The following is an 18,318-nucleotide window of genomic DNA, read 5'->3' as shown; positions in this document are numbered from 1 at the left end:
AAAAGTCTAACTTTTTGAGGGCGGTTTATTATTTTTATGGAAAGCCAATTTTATCTAATGGATAATAACGAAAAGTCAAAACACCTTCCACACTCTCTTGTTTAACAAAGCCAAAGTAACGACTGTCATCTGAGCGCGGGCGATTATCCCCCAAGACAAAATACATGCCTTCTGGAACGGTCAGGGATTGGGTGGCTTCTAAGGTCTCTAGCGTAAAATCTTGGGTATAATTTTCATTTTTAGAGACATTTCGTTTAGCACTTGCTAAGTAATCTTCACTGAGTGATACACCATTAATATAAAGGGTATCATCGCGATACTCGACTGTTTCGCCAGGTAAACCAATTAAACGTTTGGCTACTCGTTGGCCGTTGCGAGGACTAGGAAAAGCGATAATATCAAAGCGTTGTGGCTTTTTAATCGAGGTCACCCATAAACGGTCGTTGTTATGAAGTGTTGGTTCCATTGAAGAGCCGTTCACCGCAGCAGGGGAGAACACATAGTGTCGAATCAGCAAGACAGCGCCGACTAACAAAACCAACTGAACCAATCGTTTTAATAATGAGGACATGGACTTCACTCCTTTGTCCTTTTAGTGTACTACAGACAAGGAAAAGAAAAAAGTTTTCCCCTTAAGAAAGGTGTGCTAAAAAACGTTTCATAAAGCGTTGGCGAATTAAAATACCAACATAAGCAGCTGCGACAGCTTTAATGATGCCAGGAATAATAAAAGGAGCAAACCCACCCGCAAAAGCATTTGGCCACGGTAGATTTGCGGAATATTTCAACCAAATCATACCGAAAACTAAGGTAACTAAGGCGCCGGCAATATTTGCGATAATGGCCCAAGTATAGTTAAAGGTTGTTTTTTCTAAAATATAACCAGTTAATAAGCCGTTGAAGATAAACCCGATTAAATAGCCGCCAGTTGGTCCAAAGAGTACACCGAACCCGCTAGACATCCCAGCATAAACGGGTAAACCAATTAATCCTAATAAGAAGTAAATTAAAATAGCGTAGGTCCCCGTTCGCTTACCCAAAACGGTAGCGGTTAAGCCGATGGCAAATGTTTGTCCGGTTAGTGGGACAATCCCCAATGGAATTGTAAATTGTGAAAGTACAGCAATAATCACAGCGAATTCTGCTGCTAAAATTAAAGAGCGTAACGATGCTTTATTCATAAGAAGCCTCACTTTCTATTGTTAACCAATTATTTTTATTTGGTTAACAATAGTTTAGCGGAAGTAAACAATTTTGTAAAGAGGGCAAAGAAAAAACCTTGCCAAGAAAGGCAAGGTTTTGAAAGAAGGTAAGAACCGCAGTTCGACCTTTTGAAATCTTAAAGTTTTTGGTTGTAGTATTCAACGACAAGTGCTTCGTCGATTTCTGGGTAAAGTTCATCACGTTCTGGTAAACGAGTGAAGCTACCTTCTAATTTTTCAGTGTCAAAGCTTACGAATGCTGGACGTCCAACAGTTGCTTCAACCGCTTCTTTAATTGTAGAGATGTTTTGAGATTTTTCACGAACACCGATCACTTGACCAACTTCAACGTGGTATGATGGAATATCAACACGTTTGCCGTCTACAGTGATGTGGCCATGGTTAACTAATTGACGTGCTTGACGACGAGTAGTTGCAAGACCTAAACGGTAAACAACGTTATCTAAGCGTTGTTCTAGTAAAACCATGAAGTTAACACCGTGTTTACCTTCTTTGATTTTGCTTGCTTTAATGAACAATGTACGGAATTGACGTTCGTTCATGCCATACATATGACGTAATTTTTGTTTTTCAGTTAATTGCATTCCGTATTCAGAAACTTTACCACGGCTGTTAGGTCCGTGTTGTCCTGGTTTGTAAGGGCGACGAGCTAGTTCTTTACCAGTACCTGATAAAGAGATACCTAGACGACGAGATACTTTCCATGATGGTCCAGTATAACGAGACATTAAAAATTCCTCCAATAAATAAAAGTTTTTTTGGAGTAAAATAATTAGATGAAAAATTCATATTCGTTCAGTTCATTCTTCAACCTTCGCCTTTGCAGCCGCGGTTACGCAGTTGAACCAAGTTTGGCAATGAACTGTTGACGAGTTATTATTCTTCTGCTGCAATTATTTTACACAAAATCTAGTATACTTAATAAGATAGGAAACGTCAAGGTTTTAAAGTGAAATCTGAAAAAAAGGTAGACAAAAACACTTTTCCTCATTAGAATAAGAGGAGATGTTTTGAAAATATAAGTTGAAAACGGAATGAAAGGGAGTTTACAATGAAGTCTGGTTCACCATTGTTTGAACAAATTGATAAATCTATCGACAAGAAAGTGAATTTATTCTCAAACAGCTTTTCCCGCTACGCTGTTCGTGCAATGCTTGCTTGCCTATTTTTAACGTTGGGAACAGCCGTTGCTTTTGCAATCGCAATTAAAGGAGAAGGAATTTCTCATGGTTTAGGGAAAATGCTTTACGCCTTCATGTTCAGTTGGTCACTTGTAATGATTTTATATATGAATGCCGAACTTGGTACCTCAAATATGTTGTACATGACTGTTGGGGTCTATCGTAAAAAAGTCAACTTTTCCTTAGCTGCAAAAATTTTATTTACCTGTATCTTATTCAATTTAATTGGTGGCGTCTTGTTTGGTTTCTTGGTATCACTTACGGTGCCGTTCCAAGATTTGCCAAAAGATAGTTTCTTCTTTACATCGATTGCTGGAAAATTAGAAAAAACTACCCTACAGATTTTAGTTGAAGCTATGTTCGCCAATATTGTAGTTAATACAGCCGTATTAGTGAGTATGCGAATGAAAGATGACGCCGGCAAAGTCGCGGCCATTATTTTCATTATCTTTATCTTTGCGTTCCTTGGTTTTGAACACGTGATTGCCAACTTCCCAGCCTTCAGTTTAGCTTACTTTGCTTCGAACGGCGCAATTGAAGCTTTCACAGCTGGTAATGTTGTTCATAATCTGTTCTGGGCCTTTATCGGTAACTTTATCGGTGGTGGCTTAATTATGGGTCTCGGCTATGCCTGGTTAGATAAAGACAACAAAAACTTAACGTATTTTGATTAATTGACCAACCAACTATACTAAAACATGGTACACTGTTTTAGTATAGTTTTTTTATTATAAGGAGCGAAGGAATGGACACACTTCAATTTCAGAAGAACCCAGAAACAGCAGCAAAAATGTCTGCTTATATGAAACACCAATTTGTTTTTGCAGGCATCCCCGCCCCAGAACGTCAAGCGTTAAGTAAACAACTTTTAAAAGAAAGTCATACGTGGCCAAAGGAAAAATTATGCCAAGAGATTGAGGCTTATTATCAAAAAACAGAACGAGAATATCAGTATGTCGCTATTGATTTAGCCCTTCAAAATGTTCGGAGATTTTCATTAGAAGAGGTCGTAGCGTTTAAAGCCTATGTTCCACAAAAAGCGTGGTGGGATAGTGTGGATGCTTGGCGAAAATTTTTTGGGTCGTGGGTGGCGTTGCATCTGACTGAATTGCCAACGATTTTTGCCCTTTTTTATGGCGCTGAAAATTTCTGGAATCGGCGTGTTGCGCTGAATTTACAGTTGATGTTGAAAGAAAAGACCAATCAGGACCTGTTGAAAAAGGCGATTATTTATGATAGAACTACAGAGGAGTTCTTCATTCAAAAAGCGATTGGCTGGTCATTACGCCAATATAGTAAAACGAATCCGCAATGGGTCGAGGAATTGATGAAAGAATTAGTGTTGAGTCCTTTAGCACAACGAGAAGGCAGTAAATATTTAGCGAAAGCGAGCGAATAAGGAGAAATGATGGAAAGAAAACTTTTTGCATTTGATATTGATGGGACGTTGTTAAATTCGGAGAAGAAAGCATTGGATAGCACGAGAGAAGCGCTAGCAAAATTGCGGGAGCAAGGACACTTAGTTACGCTGGCAACTGGCAGAAGTCGTTATATGGCGCAAGAGGTGATTTGGGATTTAGATTTTACTAATTACGTATTATGTAATGGCGCCGCGGCTTTTGTGGATCATGAGCAATATTATCAAAATTTATTGCACGCTGAAGCGTTGGAACGTTTGGCACAAGACAGTGATCAACGCGGCTTAGGATTTGCTTGTGTGGGCTTAGATGATATTAAGAAGAGCAACCAGCACCGTGCTGAAAAAATGGAAATTGCGATGAACTCTTTTCATTTTCATTCACCTGCTTATGATGAACACTTTTATCGTCAAAATGATATTTACCAAGCGCTAGCTTTTTATGACGCAGAAGATCAGTGTACGTTTGAAGAAGAATACCCAGAATTTCGCTTTATTCGCTGGCATCAACATAGCGTAGATGTTGTGCCTAAAGATGGCTCAAAATCAGCTACGTTAACGTATTTAGCTAAACGTGTGGGCATTGATGCAAAAAATATCATTGCCTTTGGGGACGGCGAAAATGACCGAGAAATGTTAAGCCATGCAGGGATTGGCGTCGCAATGGGCAACGCGAGTCCTTCCATTCAAAAAGTGGCCACAATGGTCACAGATACAAATGATAATGATGGGATTTGGAAAGCCTTAAAAGAAATGAAGGCCATTTAAAAAAACTGCACCGTTTGTCTGAAAACAAACGGTGCAGTTTTTTTTTCTTTATTCGATGACTAAAACGCCCTCTTTTAAAGCAAATGGATTTTCTTTATTAATATGATCGTAGAACATGATGCCATTAATATGATCAATTTCATGTTGAACCACAATCGCTTCGTAGTTTTTTAAACGAACTTTGTGTTTTTCGCCAGCCATGTCAAAATAACTGACGGTAATTTTGTTATGGCGAACGACATACCCAGGCACATCCCGATCGACAGATAAACAGCCTTCCCCTTCACCTAAACATACATCTTGCACAGAATGGCTCAAAATTTTAGGGTTGTACATTACCGTACTTAATGAAGGCGTTTCGTTTTCTGGGTCGTTACTAGGAACATGGACAGCAATAATTCGTTTAGAAATATCTAATTGTGGTGCAGCTAAACCAACGCCACCACGTAATTGTAATTCTTCGGCTTTGACTGGATCTTGACTATTTTTTAAGAAAGTCAACATGTCTTCGCCTAATTGTCGGTCTTCCTCAGTGATAGGGACAGGCACTTCTTCTGCCACAGCACGAAGTGTGGGATTCCCTTCACGAATAATATCTTTCATTGTAATCATTCAATGGTTCCTCCTTTGAAACATAAAAAAATTCTTCTTTTATTTATTCATGCGCTGAAATAATCAGTTGTTTACCACCATTTAGTGTATCACAAAATCACTAAAAAAGGGGCTAGATTGTTTAAAAAAACTATCGAATAATAGAGATTAAGCTTGCATTTTAGCGGTGTTTCCTGTAAAGTAAGCTTGTGTGGAAACACACCATCTATCACTTGGTTTAGCGAGTCACCAACGCTTCACTCAGTGATCAGACGAATAATAGAGAAAGAGGTGGAACAAATGGCAATTTCACAAGAAAGAAAAAACGAAATCATTAAAGAATACGCACGTCATGAAGGAGATACTGGTTCTCCAGAAGTACAAATTGCTGTCTTAACTGAAGACATTAACCAATTGAACGAACATGCGCGTACACACAAAAAAGATCACCATTCTTACCGTGGTTTAATGAAAAAAATCGGTCACCGTCGTAACTTGTTAGCTTACTTACGTAAAACTGACATCCAACGTTACCGCGAATTGATCCAACGTTTAGGATTACGTCGTTAATCATTACGTATAAAGCGAGGTTCAATCAGAATCTCGCTTTTTATCTTATTGTCACTATTGAGGGTCCTCTTTGGAAAGTTTTTAGGAACTACTAACCAAATGAAAGAGCAGCAACGACTTGTTACTTTTTCATTTGTTTAGTAGCCGTCTGACTTTTCCAAAGAGCAAGAGTAAAGGAGAAGAATTATGACAGAAAAACAAGTCTTTAAAACAACTTGGGGCGGCCGCCCACTAGAAGTAGAAATCGGCCAATTAGCCAAACAAGCCAATGGAGCTGTCTTAGTACGTTACGGCGATACGGTCGTTTTAAGTGCTGCTGTTGCCTCTAAAGAAGCAAAAGATGTAGACTTTTTCCCATTAACTGTAAACTATGAAGAAAAAATGTATGCGGTAGGAAAAATTCCTGGCGGCTTCATTAAACGTGAAGGTCGTCCAAGTGAACGTGCGACATTAACCGCTCGTTTAATCGATCGTCCCATTCGTCCAATGTTCTCAGAAGGCTTCCGTAACGAAGTCCAAATCACAAACATCGTTATGAGTGTGGATCAAGATTGTACACCAGAAATGGCTGCAATGTTTGGGTCTTCCTTAGCGTTAGCAATTTCAGATATTCCGTTTGATGGACCAATTGCTGGTGTTGACGTTGGTCGTATTAATGGCGAATATGTTTTAAACCCAACGGTAGAACAAGCGGAACAAACAGATATTGAATTAACTGTTGCTGGAACAAAAGAAGCCATCAACATGGTTGAAAGTGGTGCTAAAGAAGTATCAGAAGAAGATATGTTAGGTGCCTTACTTTTCGGTTTTGATGCCATTAAAGAACTAGTGGCGTTCCAAGAAGAAATCGTTGCCGCTGTAGGTAAACCAAAAATGGACGTGGACTTATTACAAGTGGACGCTGATCTTAAAAAAGAAATTTTTGATGCGTACTACAATACAATGAAAACAGCCGTAATGACGGAAGAAAAATTAGCACGTGAAGTTGAAATTGACAAAGTAAAAGATACAGTCAAAGAAGTTTACGCTGAAAAATTTGCGGAACACGAAGAAGAAGCGCAATTACTAAAAGAAGTGAAACAAATTGCGGAAGATCTTGAAAAAGATGTCGTACGTGAGTTAATCACGATCGATAAGATTCGCCCGGATGGCCGTAAATTAGACGAAATTCGTCATTTATCATCAGAAGTAAGTATTTTACCACGTGTGCATGGTTCTGGCTTATTTACTCGGGGTCAAACACAAGCTTTATCCGTTTGTACATTAGCGCCTTTAGGGGAACATCAAATTATCGATGGGTTGGGTGTCCAAGATAGCAAACGTTTCATCCATCATTATAACTTCCCACAATTCTCTGTTGGTTCAACAGGACGCGCGGGCTCACCAGGTCGTCGTGAAATCGGTCACGGTGCGTTAGGTGAACGTGCCTTAGCACAAATTATTCCATCAGAAGAAGACTTCCCTTACACAATCCGCTTAGTGGCAGAAGTGTTAGAATCAAATGGTTCTTCTTCACAAGCAAGTATTTGCGCGGGAACATTAGCATTAATGGATGCGGGTGTGCCAATTAAAGCGCCAGTTGCAGGTATTGCAATGGGTCTTGTTAGTGATGGCGAAAACTATACAATCTTAACAGATATTCAAGGTTTAGAAGATCACCTTGGCGATATGGACTTTAAAGTAGCGGGAACGAAAGACGGAATCACTGCTTTACAAATGGACATCAAAATCCAAGGAATTACAGAACAAATTTTAACGGAAGCATTAGACCAAGCGAAGAAAGCACGGATGGAAATTCTAGAAGAATTAACAACAACGATTGCTGCTCCTCGTGAAGAATTAAGTCAATATGCACCGAAAATTGAAATGATTCAAATTAAACCAGCGAAAATTAAAGATGTCATTGGTAAAGGTGGCGAAACAATCAACAGCATTATTGATGAAACCGGCGTTAAGATTGATATCGATCAAGACGGTAACGTAAGTATTGCTTCATCAGATGCTGAAATGATTAAAAAAGCCATCAAGATTATTGAAGAATTAACCAAAGAAGTCGAAGTCGGTCAAGTTTACTTAGCAAAAGTTGTCCGCATTGAAAAATTTGGTGCGTTTGTTAACCTAATTAAAGGCAAAGATGGCTTGATCCATATTTCTCAATTAGCAAACGAACGTGTGAACAACGTTGAAGATGTCGTGAAATTAGGCGACGAAGTCCTTGTCAAAGTAACTGAAATTGACAAACAAGGCCGTGTCAACGTGTCAAGAAAAGCATTATTAAACGAAGAAAACAAAGAAAAATAATTTTTTTTAAACCAACGAAAACCAAGGAAGTTTCCTTTCTTTTCGTTGGTTTTTTCGTTGAAAACAAGCCCTAAAAAAGAAATGATAAAAAAAGCTAAAGACGATCGCCAACTCTTTTGTTTATAGTCAATTAGTGGTAAAATTAATACTATCAGTCTGAAGAATATCTGGGGTGTCTTTGTGAAAAAATTTAATCCAAATAAAAATATAATCATTACCTTAATTTTAGTCATTATTTTAGTAACCATTATTAGTTTAACTGCTGCGCAACGTTCTGAAAAAGGCAAAACCAATGTCGTTCAAGGTGGCGTCAATAATAGCGTTAGTATGGTGGATCGTGTGATCTCTTTTCCAGCTCGTGTGGTGGAAAACGGCTTGTCTTCAATGGGCAATTTAATTAACACGTTTAAAGAAAACGAACGTCTAAAAGAAAAAATTGATAGCTATAATGAATTAGCTGTCCAAAACAATAACTATAAACGCGAAATTGATAGTTTAAAACAAGAATTGAATCTGAACGAAACGTTGGCCACTTATGAAAAAGTAACTGCGAATGTCATTACGCGTTCGCCGGATACTTGGCAAGACTTATTAATTATCGATAAAGGAACCAATGACGGCATTGAAGCGGGCATGGCGGTCATGGCGCAAAAAGGGTTAGTGGGGCGTGTCATTGAAGTCAATGCAACGACTGCAAAAGTGGAACTACTAACGTCTAAAAATGTCAACTCGAACCATTTCCCTGTGCGAGTAACTTCCGCAAATGGCGAATCGTTTGGTTTACTTAAAAATTACGACAATAAGACGAATGCATTAATTGTGTCACAATTAACTGGCGATGCCACTCTGAAAGAAGGCGATGTCGTTCAGACTTCTGGCTTAGGTGGTAATTCCCCAGCCGATTTAGCGGTAGGGACAGTTATTAAAGTGAAACCAGATAGTTTTGGTTTAGATCGTGAAGTGTATGTGAAACCTTATGCGGATGTCTATGGGATCTCCGTTGTGACGGTCGTGAAAAGATCGGCAGGGGAAAGCGAATGATTCGGAAAGAGTATTTAAAATACGTCACGCCTATTCTCTTGTTTTTCTTAATGTTAATTGATGCTCATTTAACAAAGTCTTTTGAAACGTGGACAAGTAATGTTTACTTCGCCAGTTCTCATCTGTTATTACTTGCGTTTATGTTTGCCGTTCCTAATTTTTCTAAACGTTATTTATTAATTACTTCGTTAATTTTAGGCTTCATTTGCGATAGCTACTACATTGGCATTATCGGGATTTATACAGTTGCACTGACGATTTCGGTTATGTTGATGTATACATTTAAAGAAGTAATTCAAACAAATTTACTAACTGGTTTTTTTGGGATCGTTATTTTTACCACGTTGTATGAACTGATTGCGGTACTGATTCAAGTGGCCTTTCATTTAGCGGATGTCAGCCCAATTTTATTTATTACACGTGTGTTAGGCCCTACATTGCTATTGAACATGGTGTGGTATGTTATTTTATCTTATCCACTGAAAAAACTGTTTTCCGTAAAATAAAAATTGAAAATTTTGTTCGTTTGCGAAAAATGCTCATTTGTTAGCATTTTTCGCTTTTTTTATTCTCTTTAAATAACAAAACAATGAGAAGCTTACCCTGGAGCCATGAAGAAAGTTGTGAAAAAAGTGAAGCTTTTTTTTGTCATTTACAAGAAGAAAATTGAAATATTACTGTAACATCCATATTATCTCAGTGACATACAGCTATGCTACAATTGCTCTATCGTTGAAAAAGAGAAATTTATTCAAATTTTAATAAATAATAAAAAAGCTTAACAAAAAAGGATTTTCGGAGGACAACAGATTGAAGAAAAGTGTATTATCGGCTCTAATGGTATGTTCCATTACATTAACAAGCGTAGCGTTGCCATCCGCAGCATTTGCAGATGAATACGATACAAAGATTCAACAACAAAATCAAAAAATTAATGCGTTAACTAGCCAAATGTCAGATGCAGAAGCAAAAGTTGCCGCGATTGAAAATGATATGGTTGAAACGGCCAAACAAATCGATACATTAACAGCTAAAAAGAACAAGCTATCATCAGAAGTATCTAAATTATATAGTGAAATTTCTGATTTGAATGTCCGTATTCAAAAACGTGAAGTACAAATGACAAAACAAGCACGCGATGTCCAAGTGAATGGTCAAAGTGATTCAATTATTGATGCTGTCTTAGATGCAGATTCAGTAGCAGATGCAATTGGTCGCGTTCAAGCGGTCTCAACAATGATGAGCGCCAATAATGAATTACTAGAACAACAAAAAGAAGACAAAGCGACTGTTGAAAAGAAAACAAAGAATGTTGAAAAACAAATTGCTGAATTAGAAGCAGCAACAAAAGAATTAAATGATAAAACAGAATCATTAAAAACATTGAAGATTCAACAAGAAGTGGCTAAAAATGATTTAGAAGCACAACGTTCTGAAGAACAAGGGAAAAAAGACGGCTTCATTAAACAGAAAAAAGAAGCGGAAAAACGTTTAGCAGAAGAACAAGCACGCCAACGTGCAGCTGCTAAAAAAGCAGAAGAACAAGCGGCAGCGCAAGCACAAGCCGCAGCACAAAAAGCGGCAGCAGAGCAAGCGAAAGCAACAAAAGCAGCCAATGAGGCAGCAGCATCAGCCGCTGAAGAAAAAGCCGCAACACCAGCAGTAGAATCATCAACAACTACTGAAAGTACCACAACGCAAGAAACAACAACTTCAAGTACTGAAACAGAAAGTGTTGTAACAACACCTGCAGCAGCACCTGAAAAAGAAAAAGAAGTTCCTGTAACTAACCCAACGACTCCTGAAAAAGGTAATGAAGCAAAACCAGGGAATGGTGGCGTGACTTCAGGAAAACAAGCCGCAATTAATGCAGCTTTAGCAGATGTTGGTAATTCTTATGCAACAGGTTGGAATCAACCAGGTGAATGTTTAGTATCTGTTCGTCGCTGGCTAGCGGCAGGCGGTATTAACTTCGGTTATGGTGGTCCAAACAGTGGCTATGTTGCTTCTGGCGCAACACAAGTTAGCTGGAGTAACGTGCAACCAGGCGATGTTGTTCAATATGAAAGTGCCTATAGTCCAGATAGCTGGATTGGTGGCGTGCATACTGTCTTAGTTACAGGTGTAAGTGGTGGAAGTGTCCAAATCGTTGAAGCGAACAACCCAGGAGGTTCTGGTTATGTTTCTTCTAACTCTAACTGGTCACCAGCACCACCAGCAGGATTCCGCGCTGTTGTATGGCGTTTTCCAGGCTAAATAGTCATCTATTAATAATTGATAACAAGGAGTGGTAACTAACAAAAATCGTTAGTTGCCGCTTTTTTTATTCATTTAATTTTAAATATATGCATAAAATGTATCTGAAAATATTGTAATCTGGCCATTTTTTTGCAATTATAGAGGTATATACATATTAGGAGCGGAGGAATCAGCATGAGCGGAACGCACGATACAAAACAAGCAATCGCTTCAGCTTTAATAGAATTATGTGAACAAAAGGATTTTCGTAAAATAAGTGTCCAAGATATTACCAAAAAAGTGGGCTTGAATCGCCAAACATTTTATTATCACTTTACAGATAAATATGATTTATTACGTTGGATTTATCGTCACGATGCATTGATTTACTTAGAAACAGATATTTGTTTGGAAAACTGGGAGGAACAAGCCCTGAAGTTATTAAAAGCGATTAAAGAGAAGAGTCATTTTTACTATACAACGGTGACCTCAGATTCAGAAGTTCTTCTTAATGTTTTTTCCGCTTCGACCAATCGCTTATTTATTTCATTATTTGAACAAGTCGATGTTGAGAACCATTTAACAGATAAAGACAAACAATTTTATGCGAATTTCTTTTCTTATGGATGTAGCGGCGTCTTAACGAAATGGATTCTTGAGGAATATCCTCAGACTCCTTTGGAAATGGCGACGCAATTATTCCGTTTAGCGAAAGATACAGAATTTATGGCTTATCATTTGTATGAACAAGAAGCCAATGAGTAATGTGTGAAGGATAAAAAGTTTTATGAAGGAGTGAAACGTTGTGGTAACTGTGTTATTTGTTTGTTTAGGCAATATTTGTCGCTCGCCAATGGCAGAAGCGATTTTTCGTCAGAAAGTCCAACAAGCCGGTTTAGAATCGACTATTCAAGTGTTTTCAGCAGCTACTAGCCACTGGGAAGTTGGCAGTCAGCCACATAAGGGAACCAGAAAAATTTTGGAGCAACAAGGAATTTCCTATCAAGGAATGCGGGCGACACAAATCCAGCCAAGTGATTTTAAAAAATATGACTATATCATTGGGATGGATACGAATAATGTGGCCGATTTAAAAGCATTAGCTCCTCAAGAAGAGCAACCGCGGATTCATTTATTTATGGAAGTTGTGGCTGGTAAAGAAACCATGGACGTACCTGATCCTTATTATACTGGAGATTTTGAGGAAACTTACCGCTTAGTGGAAGCAGGTACCTCAGAATGGTTGAAAAAAATAAAAGCACAGCTGAAAGATTAGGACTATAGTCCGATAGTACTTTCTGTTTCCCCTTGGTACAATAGTGTTAACAAATTGTTCAGGGAAAAAGAGACAGGAGGGAAGTAAGATGAACAGTAGTTATTTATCCTATGTTTTTGAATTGAGTTTGTATTATTTATTGTTGATAATGAGTCTGCCGCTAGTGTATGCTGTCACGTATCATTTATCTTTTAGTAGTATGTATACAAGTGAATGGTTAATGATTTCTGTTTTCTTATCTCCGTTAGTTTTATTATTTGCAGGTATTCGTTATGGTTTTGCTCGTTTGAAACAGCAAGAACGTCAAGCGATGAAATAAAGCAAAAAATCCTTGAAAAGTGTCAAAACTTTTCAAGGATTTTTTTATTAAGCCACCCAATCGGCTAAGGTTTTTTGCTCCAATTGGAAAGCCTTTAACATATCGTCGTTGGCGTCTTTAATAGGCGTCGTTGCTGCTAATGTTCCTTGAACAGCAATTCGCGTCGTTGCTTGTAAATCGCCACAGGTAATTAAGGTAATCATATTTTGACCAGGAACGTCATCAATTAACTCAACACGGGTTGGTTCGATTTTTTCTACAGAAGTTATTTTGTATGTATAAACAGTAGATAAATCAGTGATATAAATGAGTTCGTCTTTTTTGGTTCTTTCTAAAGGTGAAAATAAGGAAACGCCATCTTCCGTTCGATGACTAGCCAAGGCATAATTGTTTTTCCCCATGACTTGATCTTCTTTCATGGTCCCGGCACCAGTTAATAAAGCGACATTTGACAATCCTTTAAAAATGGGCAAATTAATTTCGACACTTGGTATCGCAATGGCACCAATCACAGGTAAGTTTTTGTTTTCAAATTGGGCTTTCATCACCGCTTCTGTGCTCAAGGACTCAACTGAATCAAAGTCAAACGTTGTTTCACGAGCCATATTTTTCTTCACATCAGCTGGTTTCAACTTGCTAACGGCGTACGAGCGGCTATTTTGTTGAACCACCCAACTACGTATCTGATTGTTAAAAATTAAGGCCAACCCAATGATAAATAGTAAAACTAATAAGCTGTTGATTAACCAATTTTTTCCTCTTTTTTTCTCTTTTGGGCGCATGTTCTCCCTCCTTTTAATGTATCAAGTTTACCACAATTTATTTGAAAAACCTATTTATTTTCTTTGGGGAATAGGTAAGCTGGCCGGACCTTGATTTAATAAAAAACAACTGAATCGATTGATTTTTCAAAAAAATCCTCATTTTGTAATGGAATTTTAAAGTAAAAGAAACAAGCTTTTCTTTTGAAAATATTGTAAAATGGTAAGGAGGCTAGTAGAGGGGAGATGGGAATTTGCTTGATTTAATTTATGTACATATAGATGTAACCAGCAACGCGGTTTTATCTAAAGGAATTACCCATTCCGATTTTGTTCGTTCAATTGTGCATCATCCACAGAACTTACTATTATTAGATCCTTCTGCCGAAGCTGGCGAATACGATATGCATTCAGGCTTGAAAATTATTCGCGGAGAAGAAAGCGTCAATCGCTATTTTCAATCGCTACAACGTCGTTGGATGACTGAAGAGATTAAATGGATTGACTTTTCCGATGTGACGATGCTAAAAGAGCTAACGCCATTAGAAATTTCGGAACTTCTTTATTTTGGACACATGAAGAATAGTTTGCATTCGCCTTTCTTTTATAAGCTACAAAATGATTTTGTCTTTTTTGAATTTGCAGATCAGATGACGCGTGTCTATTATCGTTATATTGATGAATTTTATCGAATCTTTGCTGATAAAATTACACGTGTTGTTTTAGAGAAAGTGAACCAGAAAAAGGCCTTCTTTAAACGAAATACGCCTGTCGAAAAATTAAGTCCTGAATTACTTAAAAATATGAAAGGTATCTTGCAAGAAGGTGTTATTTTTTGCTTCCAACAAACGGAAGTGGATAAAGAAGAATATCGGATTCCTATTTACTTGGTGGAAGATTCACTTAGCAAGATGAAAAATACCTCTTACCAAAAAGAAGAAATTTTGGCAACGCTTGTCTATAATAGTGAAAAACGCATTTGGCACATTGAACAAGAGAATGATTTCGGTGAAATTTTTATGTTGGCCCATGAAGGCTGAGAGAGCTCTAACTTTATCAACTAAAGTAGGGCTTTTTTTTGTAGCTATGATTTGGATGAGAAATCAAGTATAATAAAATGATAAAAAGGAAAGAAGGTTGTTTAATGAAAAAAATACTCTATGGCTCTATGACTGGCTTGGCACTCTTTTTGATAGCTGGCTGTACATCCAAAACACCTACAGCTGTTTCATCAACAAATGAACAAAAAGAAACAGTAATATCAACTACTGAAACAAGTTCATCCGTACAACAAGAAGCAACGACGACATCAGAGAAGACAAGTGCGGTAGCTGTCTCTTTAGAAAAAGTAACGACAGCATTTGAGAAAAAATATCCAGAAGCTAAAATAACAAGTCTGCAGTTAGATACAGATTTTGGACGTTATTTTTATGAAATAGAAGGCGTGGATCAGCAAAAAGAATATCAAGTTGAAGTGAACGCAGAAACAGGCGAATTCACAAAAGAAAAAGTCGAAACCTTGGATGCCGATGAACAAAATGGCGTTAAAATGCAAGAAGAGGCACTTGATTTAACAAATATCATTTCCAGAGAACAAGCCACAACCTTGGCTGAAAAAGAAGCGAAAGTCGGCCAGGCAACAGATTGGAAGTTAGAGAAAGAATTAGGAATCACCTATTGGGAAGTGAAAGTGAAAGAGGGCCAACAAAAAATAGAGGTAAAAATCGATGCTCATTCTGGTAAAATTTTGACAACTGAGCGGGATGATTAATGGATAAAAAGTAGCTGGCATGCGTTTGAGTAGGAGTTGATTCCCTTAAATGCTGATCAGCTATTTTTTTGCTTGTTCGACAAACGTGTTTTTCTAAAGTCCCTATGGTAAAATAACGATGTATTAGTGGTTGAGAGCGTCAGAACATAGGAGGAAATTTGTTTGGCTAGAAAAATGGATTTACGTATTTGGGTAGAAGGAACAGTCGTCGCAGCAATGGCAATGGCCCTCTCTTTTTTACCGATTGAATTTGCCAATAGTGGCTTGGACCTATCGTTGGGAATGGTCCCATTAGTTCTTTATTCGTTTCGTCGTGGGTTGCTTCCTGGAGTTGCAGCAGGCTTTGTTTGGGGCATGTTAAATATTATTCTCGGCACAGCCATGAAAAATTTCTTGTCCGTTCCACAGATTATTTTTGAATATCCCTTTGCTTTTGCGTTTGGAGGAATGGGTGGCGTATTCGCTAGAAAAATTCAACTGTATTTTCAAGCGAATCGTTTAAAATCAGCCATTCGTACGATTATTTTAGGAAGTGTTGTCGCAGTCTTCGCCCGCTGGTTTTGGCATTTTTGGGCGGGTGTATTGGTTTGGGGCATGTATGCACCAGAAGGAATGAGCCCATATCTCTATTCCTTTGTTCTAAACGGTACAAGTACCGTCGTCAATTGTTTGTATGTAAGTCTAGTTCTAGGCTTATTGGCAAAAGTAGCACCGCAATTATTTGTTCCTAAGAAATAAGTTGAGTCCTAAGTCAGAAGTTTCATGGGATTTTGACTAAAGTCATAAATAAAAGAAACCACCAACCTGCAATCGCCAGGGTTGGTGGTTTCCATTTATTTTATAAAGACTTCAATATTCTAGTGAATTTGACGTTGGTGACGATTAGCTAACGTGCTGACTTTCATGACAGAAGCAACAGGAATCATGCGCAACTGTTGTTCATCCGTTTGTAAACGAACGACGATATTGTCCGAAATATTTTTTGAGACAATCCAGCCGATCACCGTTTCGAATTTATGCGCTGTAGGGACTTCTTTCAATTGTAAGACCACTAAGGATTTTTGGGCGGCAGCGACTTGGAGCTCTTGTAAAAGCGCACTGCGTTCCTTTTCTTTATTCTTTTGATCTTGAGAATCTTCTAAAAATGCCGAAAAGAAATGTTGGGAAGAGAGCGTAATCAGTTTAGAAATGCTCTTGATGGTAGCTTTATGTTGATCCATTCTTCTGCCTCCTTTACGAATAAAATAGAATAAAACTCAAATGACTAATTACCTGTATTTTACCTAATTTTGTGATAAAATTCAAGAAAATATGTTCGCCTTCAATAATTATGAGAATTTACCAACGTTTCTGTTTTTCGAAAAAGAAAGTAGTATAATGTGTGAGCATATAAGAAATACATAAGATTATCGGATGTAGTCAATAGATAGAAAAGGATGAATAGTATGTCAAAAAAACCATCAGGTTACCAAAAAAAAGTTCTCACGGTGTTGTTGGTATCGTTTGGCTTTGGCGGATTGTTAGCGCAGTTTTCGCCGATGAAATCAGGTGGGTTTTCAAGTTGGTTTGATGATTCATATGTTAAAGCTAGTGCTGAATCAAGTAAAACAAAAGAACCAGCACCAGTTAAAATTGAGAAAAAAGTCAAACCTTTAAGCTATGGACAACAGGTCAATCAAGAAATTGAAAAGAAGCAATATAATGGACATCTGGATTTGCCGTTAGAATTGCAGACAGATGCTAAATGGAAAGACACCGCATACGGATTTGGCAATGTGGATAAGCCGAATACAATCGAAATTAATGGCTGTGCGATTGTGTCGCTTGCAATGGTTGGTTCATACATGGATCACCAAGAAGTTACCCCTCTGGATGTGTTAGCTTGGGCAAAAAATGACTTCTTTATGGAAGGACAAGGGACGGCGTGGTCTATTTTTAGTGCATATGCTGAAATGAAAGGCTATAACTGTCAAGAAATTGGGGATATTGAAACAGTGGCAGCTTTCTTGAAGGAAGGTCATCCAGTCATTATTTCTGTAAAACCGGGCTATTTCACTACAACTGGTCACATTATGGTGATGAGTGGTGTGGATGAAAAAGGCGATTTCTGGATTAATGATCCAAACGATTCAGAAGAAAAGGGCCATTCAAAACGGACATTTACAGCCGAAGAAGTGATGAATGAAGCGTTAAACTTCTGGGCATTTTATTAGGAATAAGAAAAGGTGTGGAACAACAGGCAGTACCCTTTGTTCGCATCTTTTTTAGCAAATAAAAGGAGGCAGGACAATGGAGCGATGTACTTGGGCAACGGATACAACTGAAGAGATGCAAGCCTATCATGATGATGAATGGGGACGTCCAGTTCATGAAGAGCAACAGTTATTTGAGTTATTGACCTTGGAAAGTATGCAAGCGGGCTTAAGCTGGGAGATTATTTTGAATAAACGAGAAACGCTTAGAGCAGCTTATGATGCGTTTGATTATCGGAAAATTGCGCGATATGATGAGGAAAAAATTTTAGCTTTACTAGCAAATCCTGGTGTGATTCGTCATCGTTTAAAAATTCAAGCGACCATCACGAATGCGCAAGTTTTTCAAGAAATTCAGGCAGAATTTGGGTCCTTTGATCGCTACCTCTGGAACTTTGTCGATCAGCAACCAATCGTTAATCACTGGCAGCACCCAGAAGAGGTTCCAGCCTCCACGGAATTATCGCAACAGATTAGTCGAGCGTTAAAAAAACGAGGATTTAAATTTTTAGGTGCCACGACAGTCTATTCCTTTTTACAGGCGGCGGGTTTGGTGAATGATCATTTAGAAACGTGTCAGTATAAATAAGTATAGAAGAATTAAAAAGG

Annotated in this window: 22 protein-coding genes; 16 read left to right on the top strand and 6 right to left on the bottom strand. The window is 38.1% G+C overall.

Features of this window, described 5'->3' with window-relative positions; genetic code table 11:
• Positions 1–34 precede the first annotated feature (34 nt).
• From lepB to rpsD, 3 genes are all read right to left on the bottom strand, one after another.
• Positions 35–571 (bottom strand): signal peptidase I, encoded by a 537-nt coding sequence (gene lepB, locus IGL23_RS12405; protein WP_002383266.1) that lies wholly within the window; start codon positions 569–571, stop codon positions 35–37.
• A 61-nt stretch (positions 572–632) separates the two neighbouring features.
• Positions 633–1,181, bottom strand: coding sequence for a biotin transporter BioY (locus IGL23_RS12400; RefSeq protein WP_002354975.1), 549 nt, complete (start codon positions 1,179–1,181; stop codon positions 633–635).
• A 158-nt stretch (positions 1,182–1,339) separates the two neighbouring features.
• Positions 1,340–1,951 (bottom strand): 30S ribosomal protein S4, encoded by a 612-nt coding sequence (gene rpsD, locus IGL23_RS12395; protein WP_002365342.1) that lies wholly within the window; start codon positions 1,949–1,951, stop codon positions 1,340–1,342.
• Between the two features lie 323 nt (positions 1,952–2,274).
• Between rpsD and IGL23_RS12390 the strand changes: the two genes are divergently transcribed.
• The 3 genes from IGL23_RS12390 to IGL23_RS12380 all read left to right on the top strand — a co-directional run bounded on the left by IGL23_RS12390 (position 2,275) and on the right by IGL23_RS12380 (position 4,589).
• Positions 2,275–3,078, top strand: coding sequence for a formate/nitrite transporter family protein (locus IGL23_RS12390; RefSeq protein WP_002365340.1), 804 nt, complete (start codon positions 2,275–2,277; stop codon positions 3,076–3,078).
• Between the two features lie 71 nt (positions 3,079–3,149).
• Positions 3,150–3,803, top strand: coding sequence for a DNA alkylation repair protein (locus IGL23_RS12385; protein ID WP_002354978.1), 654 nt, complete (start codon positions 3,150–3,152; stop codon positions 3,801–3,803).
• A gap of 9 nt (positions 3,804–3,812) precedes the next feature.
• A complete protein-coding gene (locus IGL23_RS12380; RefSeq protein WP_002361040.1) occupies positions 3,813–4,589 on the top strand; it encodes an HAD family hydrolase in 777 nt (258 codons plus the stop codon).
• A gap of 48 nt (positions 4,590–4,637) precedes the next feature.
• Here the strand turns inward: IGL23_RS12380 and def are convergent, their stop codons facing one another.
• A complete protein-coding gene (gene def, locus IGL23_RS12375) occupies positions 4,638–5,201 on the bottom strand; it encodes a peptide deformylase (RefSeq protein ID WP_002354981.1) in 564 nt (187 codons plus the stop codon).
• A 279-nt stretch (positions 5,202–5,480) separates the two neighbouring features.
• Here def and rpsO point away from each other — a divergent pair, with 279 nt between their 5' ends.
• The 8 genes from rpsO to IGL23_RS12335 all read left to right on the top strand — a co-directional run bounded on the left by rpsO (position 5,481) and on the right by IGL23_RS12335 (position 12,925).
• A complete protein-coding gene (gene rpsO, locus IGL23_RS12370) occupies positions 5,481–5,750 on the top strand; it encodes a 30S ribosomal protein S15 (protein WP_002354983.1) in 270 nt (89 codons plus the stop codon).
• Between the two features lie 186 nt (positions 5,751–5,936).
• Positions 5,937–8,051: a polyribonucleotide nucleotidyltransferase gene (gene pnp / locus IGL23_RS12365; RefSeq protein WP_002367402.1), complete on the top strand. Its 2,115-nt coding sequence runs from the start codon at positions 5,937–5,939 to the stop codon at positions 8,049–8,051.
• 180 nt (positions 8,052–8,231) lie between these two features.
• Complete coding sequence (gene mreC, locus IGL23_RS12360) at positions 8,232–9,092, top strand: rod shape-determining protein MreC (RefSeq protein WP_002395649.1); 861 nt, start codon at positions 8,232–8,234, stop codon at positions 9,090–9,092.
• Positions 9,089–9,598, top strand: coding sequence for a rod shape-determining protein MreD (gene mreD, locus IGL23_RS12355; protein WP_002359075.1), 510 nt, complete (start codon positions 9,089–9,091; stop codon positions 9,596–9,598). The genes mreC and mreD overlap by 4 nt, the downstream gene beginning before the upstream one ends.
• A gap of 331 nt (positions 9,599–9,929) precedes the next feature.
• The gene (locus tag IGL23_RS12350; protein ID WP_430619694.1) at positions 9,930–11,348 is read left to right on the top strand and encodes a CHAP domain-containing protein; all 1,419 of its coding nucleotides are present in this window, start codon (positions 9,930–9,932) and stop codon (positions 11,346–11,348) included.
• Between the two features lie 177 nt (positions 11,349–11,525).
• Entirely contained in the window at positions 11,526–12,095 is a 570-nt protein-coding gene (locus IGL23_RS12345) for a TetR/AcrR family transcriptional regulator (protein ID WP_002354991.1), read from the top strand.
• 40 nt (positions 12,096–12,135) lie between these two features.
• Positions 12,136–12,606, top strand: a complete 471-nt coding sequence (locus IGL23_RS12340; RefSeq protein WP_002387365.1) for a low molecular weight protein-tyrosine-phosphatase — start codon at positions 12,136–12,138, stop codon at positions 12,604–12,606.
• Positions 12,607–12,694: 88 nt separating this feature from the next.
• On the top strand, positions 12,695–12,925 hold the full coding sequence (locus IGL23_RS12335; protein ID WP_002383277.1) for a hypothetical protein: 231 nt from the start codon (positions 12,695–12,697) through the stop codon (positions 12,923–12,925).
• A 47-nt stretch (positions 12,926–12,972) separates the two neighbouring features.
• Here IGL23_RS12335 and IGL23_RS12330 read toward each other — a convergent pair whose 3' ends face one another.
• Positions 12,973–13,707, bottom strand: a complete 735-nt coding sequence (locus IGL23_RS12330; protein ID WP_002354994.1) for a class A sortase — start codon at positions 13,705–13,707, stop codon at positions 12,973–12,975.
• 233 nt (positions 13,708–13,940) lie between these two features.
• Here IGL23_RS12330 and IGL23_RS12325 point away from each other — a divergent pair, with 233 nt between their 5' ends.
• From IGL23_RS12325 to thiT, 3 genes are all read left to right on the top strand, one after another.
• A complete protein-coding gene (locus tag IGL23_RS12325; protein ID WP_002354996.1) occupies positions 13,941–14,726 on the top strand; it encodes a hypothetical protein in 786 nt (261 codons plus the stop codon).
• Between the two features lie 77 nt (positions 14,727–14,803).
• The gene (locus IGL23_RS12320; protein WP_033594656.1) at positions 14,804–15,457 is read left to right on the top strand and encodes a PepSY domain-containing protein; all 654 of its coding nucleotides are present in this window, start codon (positions 14,804–14,806) and stop codon (positions 15,455–15,457) included.
• Positions 15,458–15,619: 162 nt separating this feature from the next.
• A complete protein-coding gene (gene thiT, locus IGL23_RS12315; RefSeq protein ID WP_002354998.1) occupies positions 15,620–16,195 on the top strand; it encodes an energy-coupled thiamine transporter ThiT in 576 nt (191 codons plus the stop codon).
• 119 nt (positions 16,196–16,314) lie between these two features.
• Here thiT and IGL23_RS12310 read toward each other — a convergent pair whose 3' ends face one another.
• Positions 16,315–16,677: a hypothetical protein gene (locus IGL23_RS12310; protein ID WP_002354999.1), complete on the bottom strand. Its 363-nt coding sequence runs from the start codon at positions 16,675–16,677 to the stop codon at positions 16,315–16,317.
• Between the two features lie 216 nt (positions 16,678–16,893).
• On the opposite strand from IGL23_RS12310, the gene IGL23_RS12305 reads away from it, so the two are divergent.
• Together IGL23_RS12305 and IGL23_RS12300 are read left to right on the top strand one after the other, a co-directional pair.
• Positions 16,894–17,670, top strand: a complete 777-nt coding sequence (locus IGL23_RS12305; protein ID WP_002355000.1) for a peptidase C39 family protein — start codon at positions 16,894–16,896, stop codon at positions 17,668–17,670.
• Positions 17,671–17,746: 76 nt separating this feature from the next.
• Entirely contained in the window at positions 17,747–18,298 is a 552-nt protein-coding gene (locus IGL23_RS12300; RefSeq protein ID WP_033594654.1) for a DNA-3-methyladenine glycosylase I, read from the top strand.
• Positions 18,299–18,318 lie beyond the last annotated feature (20 nt).

The organism is Enterococcus sp. MSG3299 (assembly GCF_050555765.1).
Taxonomy (GTDB): Bacteria; Bacillota; Bacilli; order Lactobacillales; family Enterococcaceae; genus Enterococcus; species Enterococcus faecalis.
This window is presented reverse-complemented; position numbering and strand designations above follow the sequence as displayed.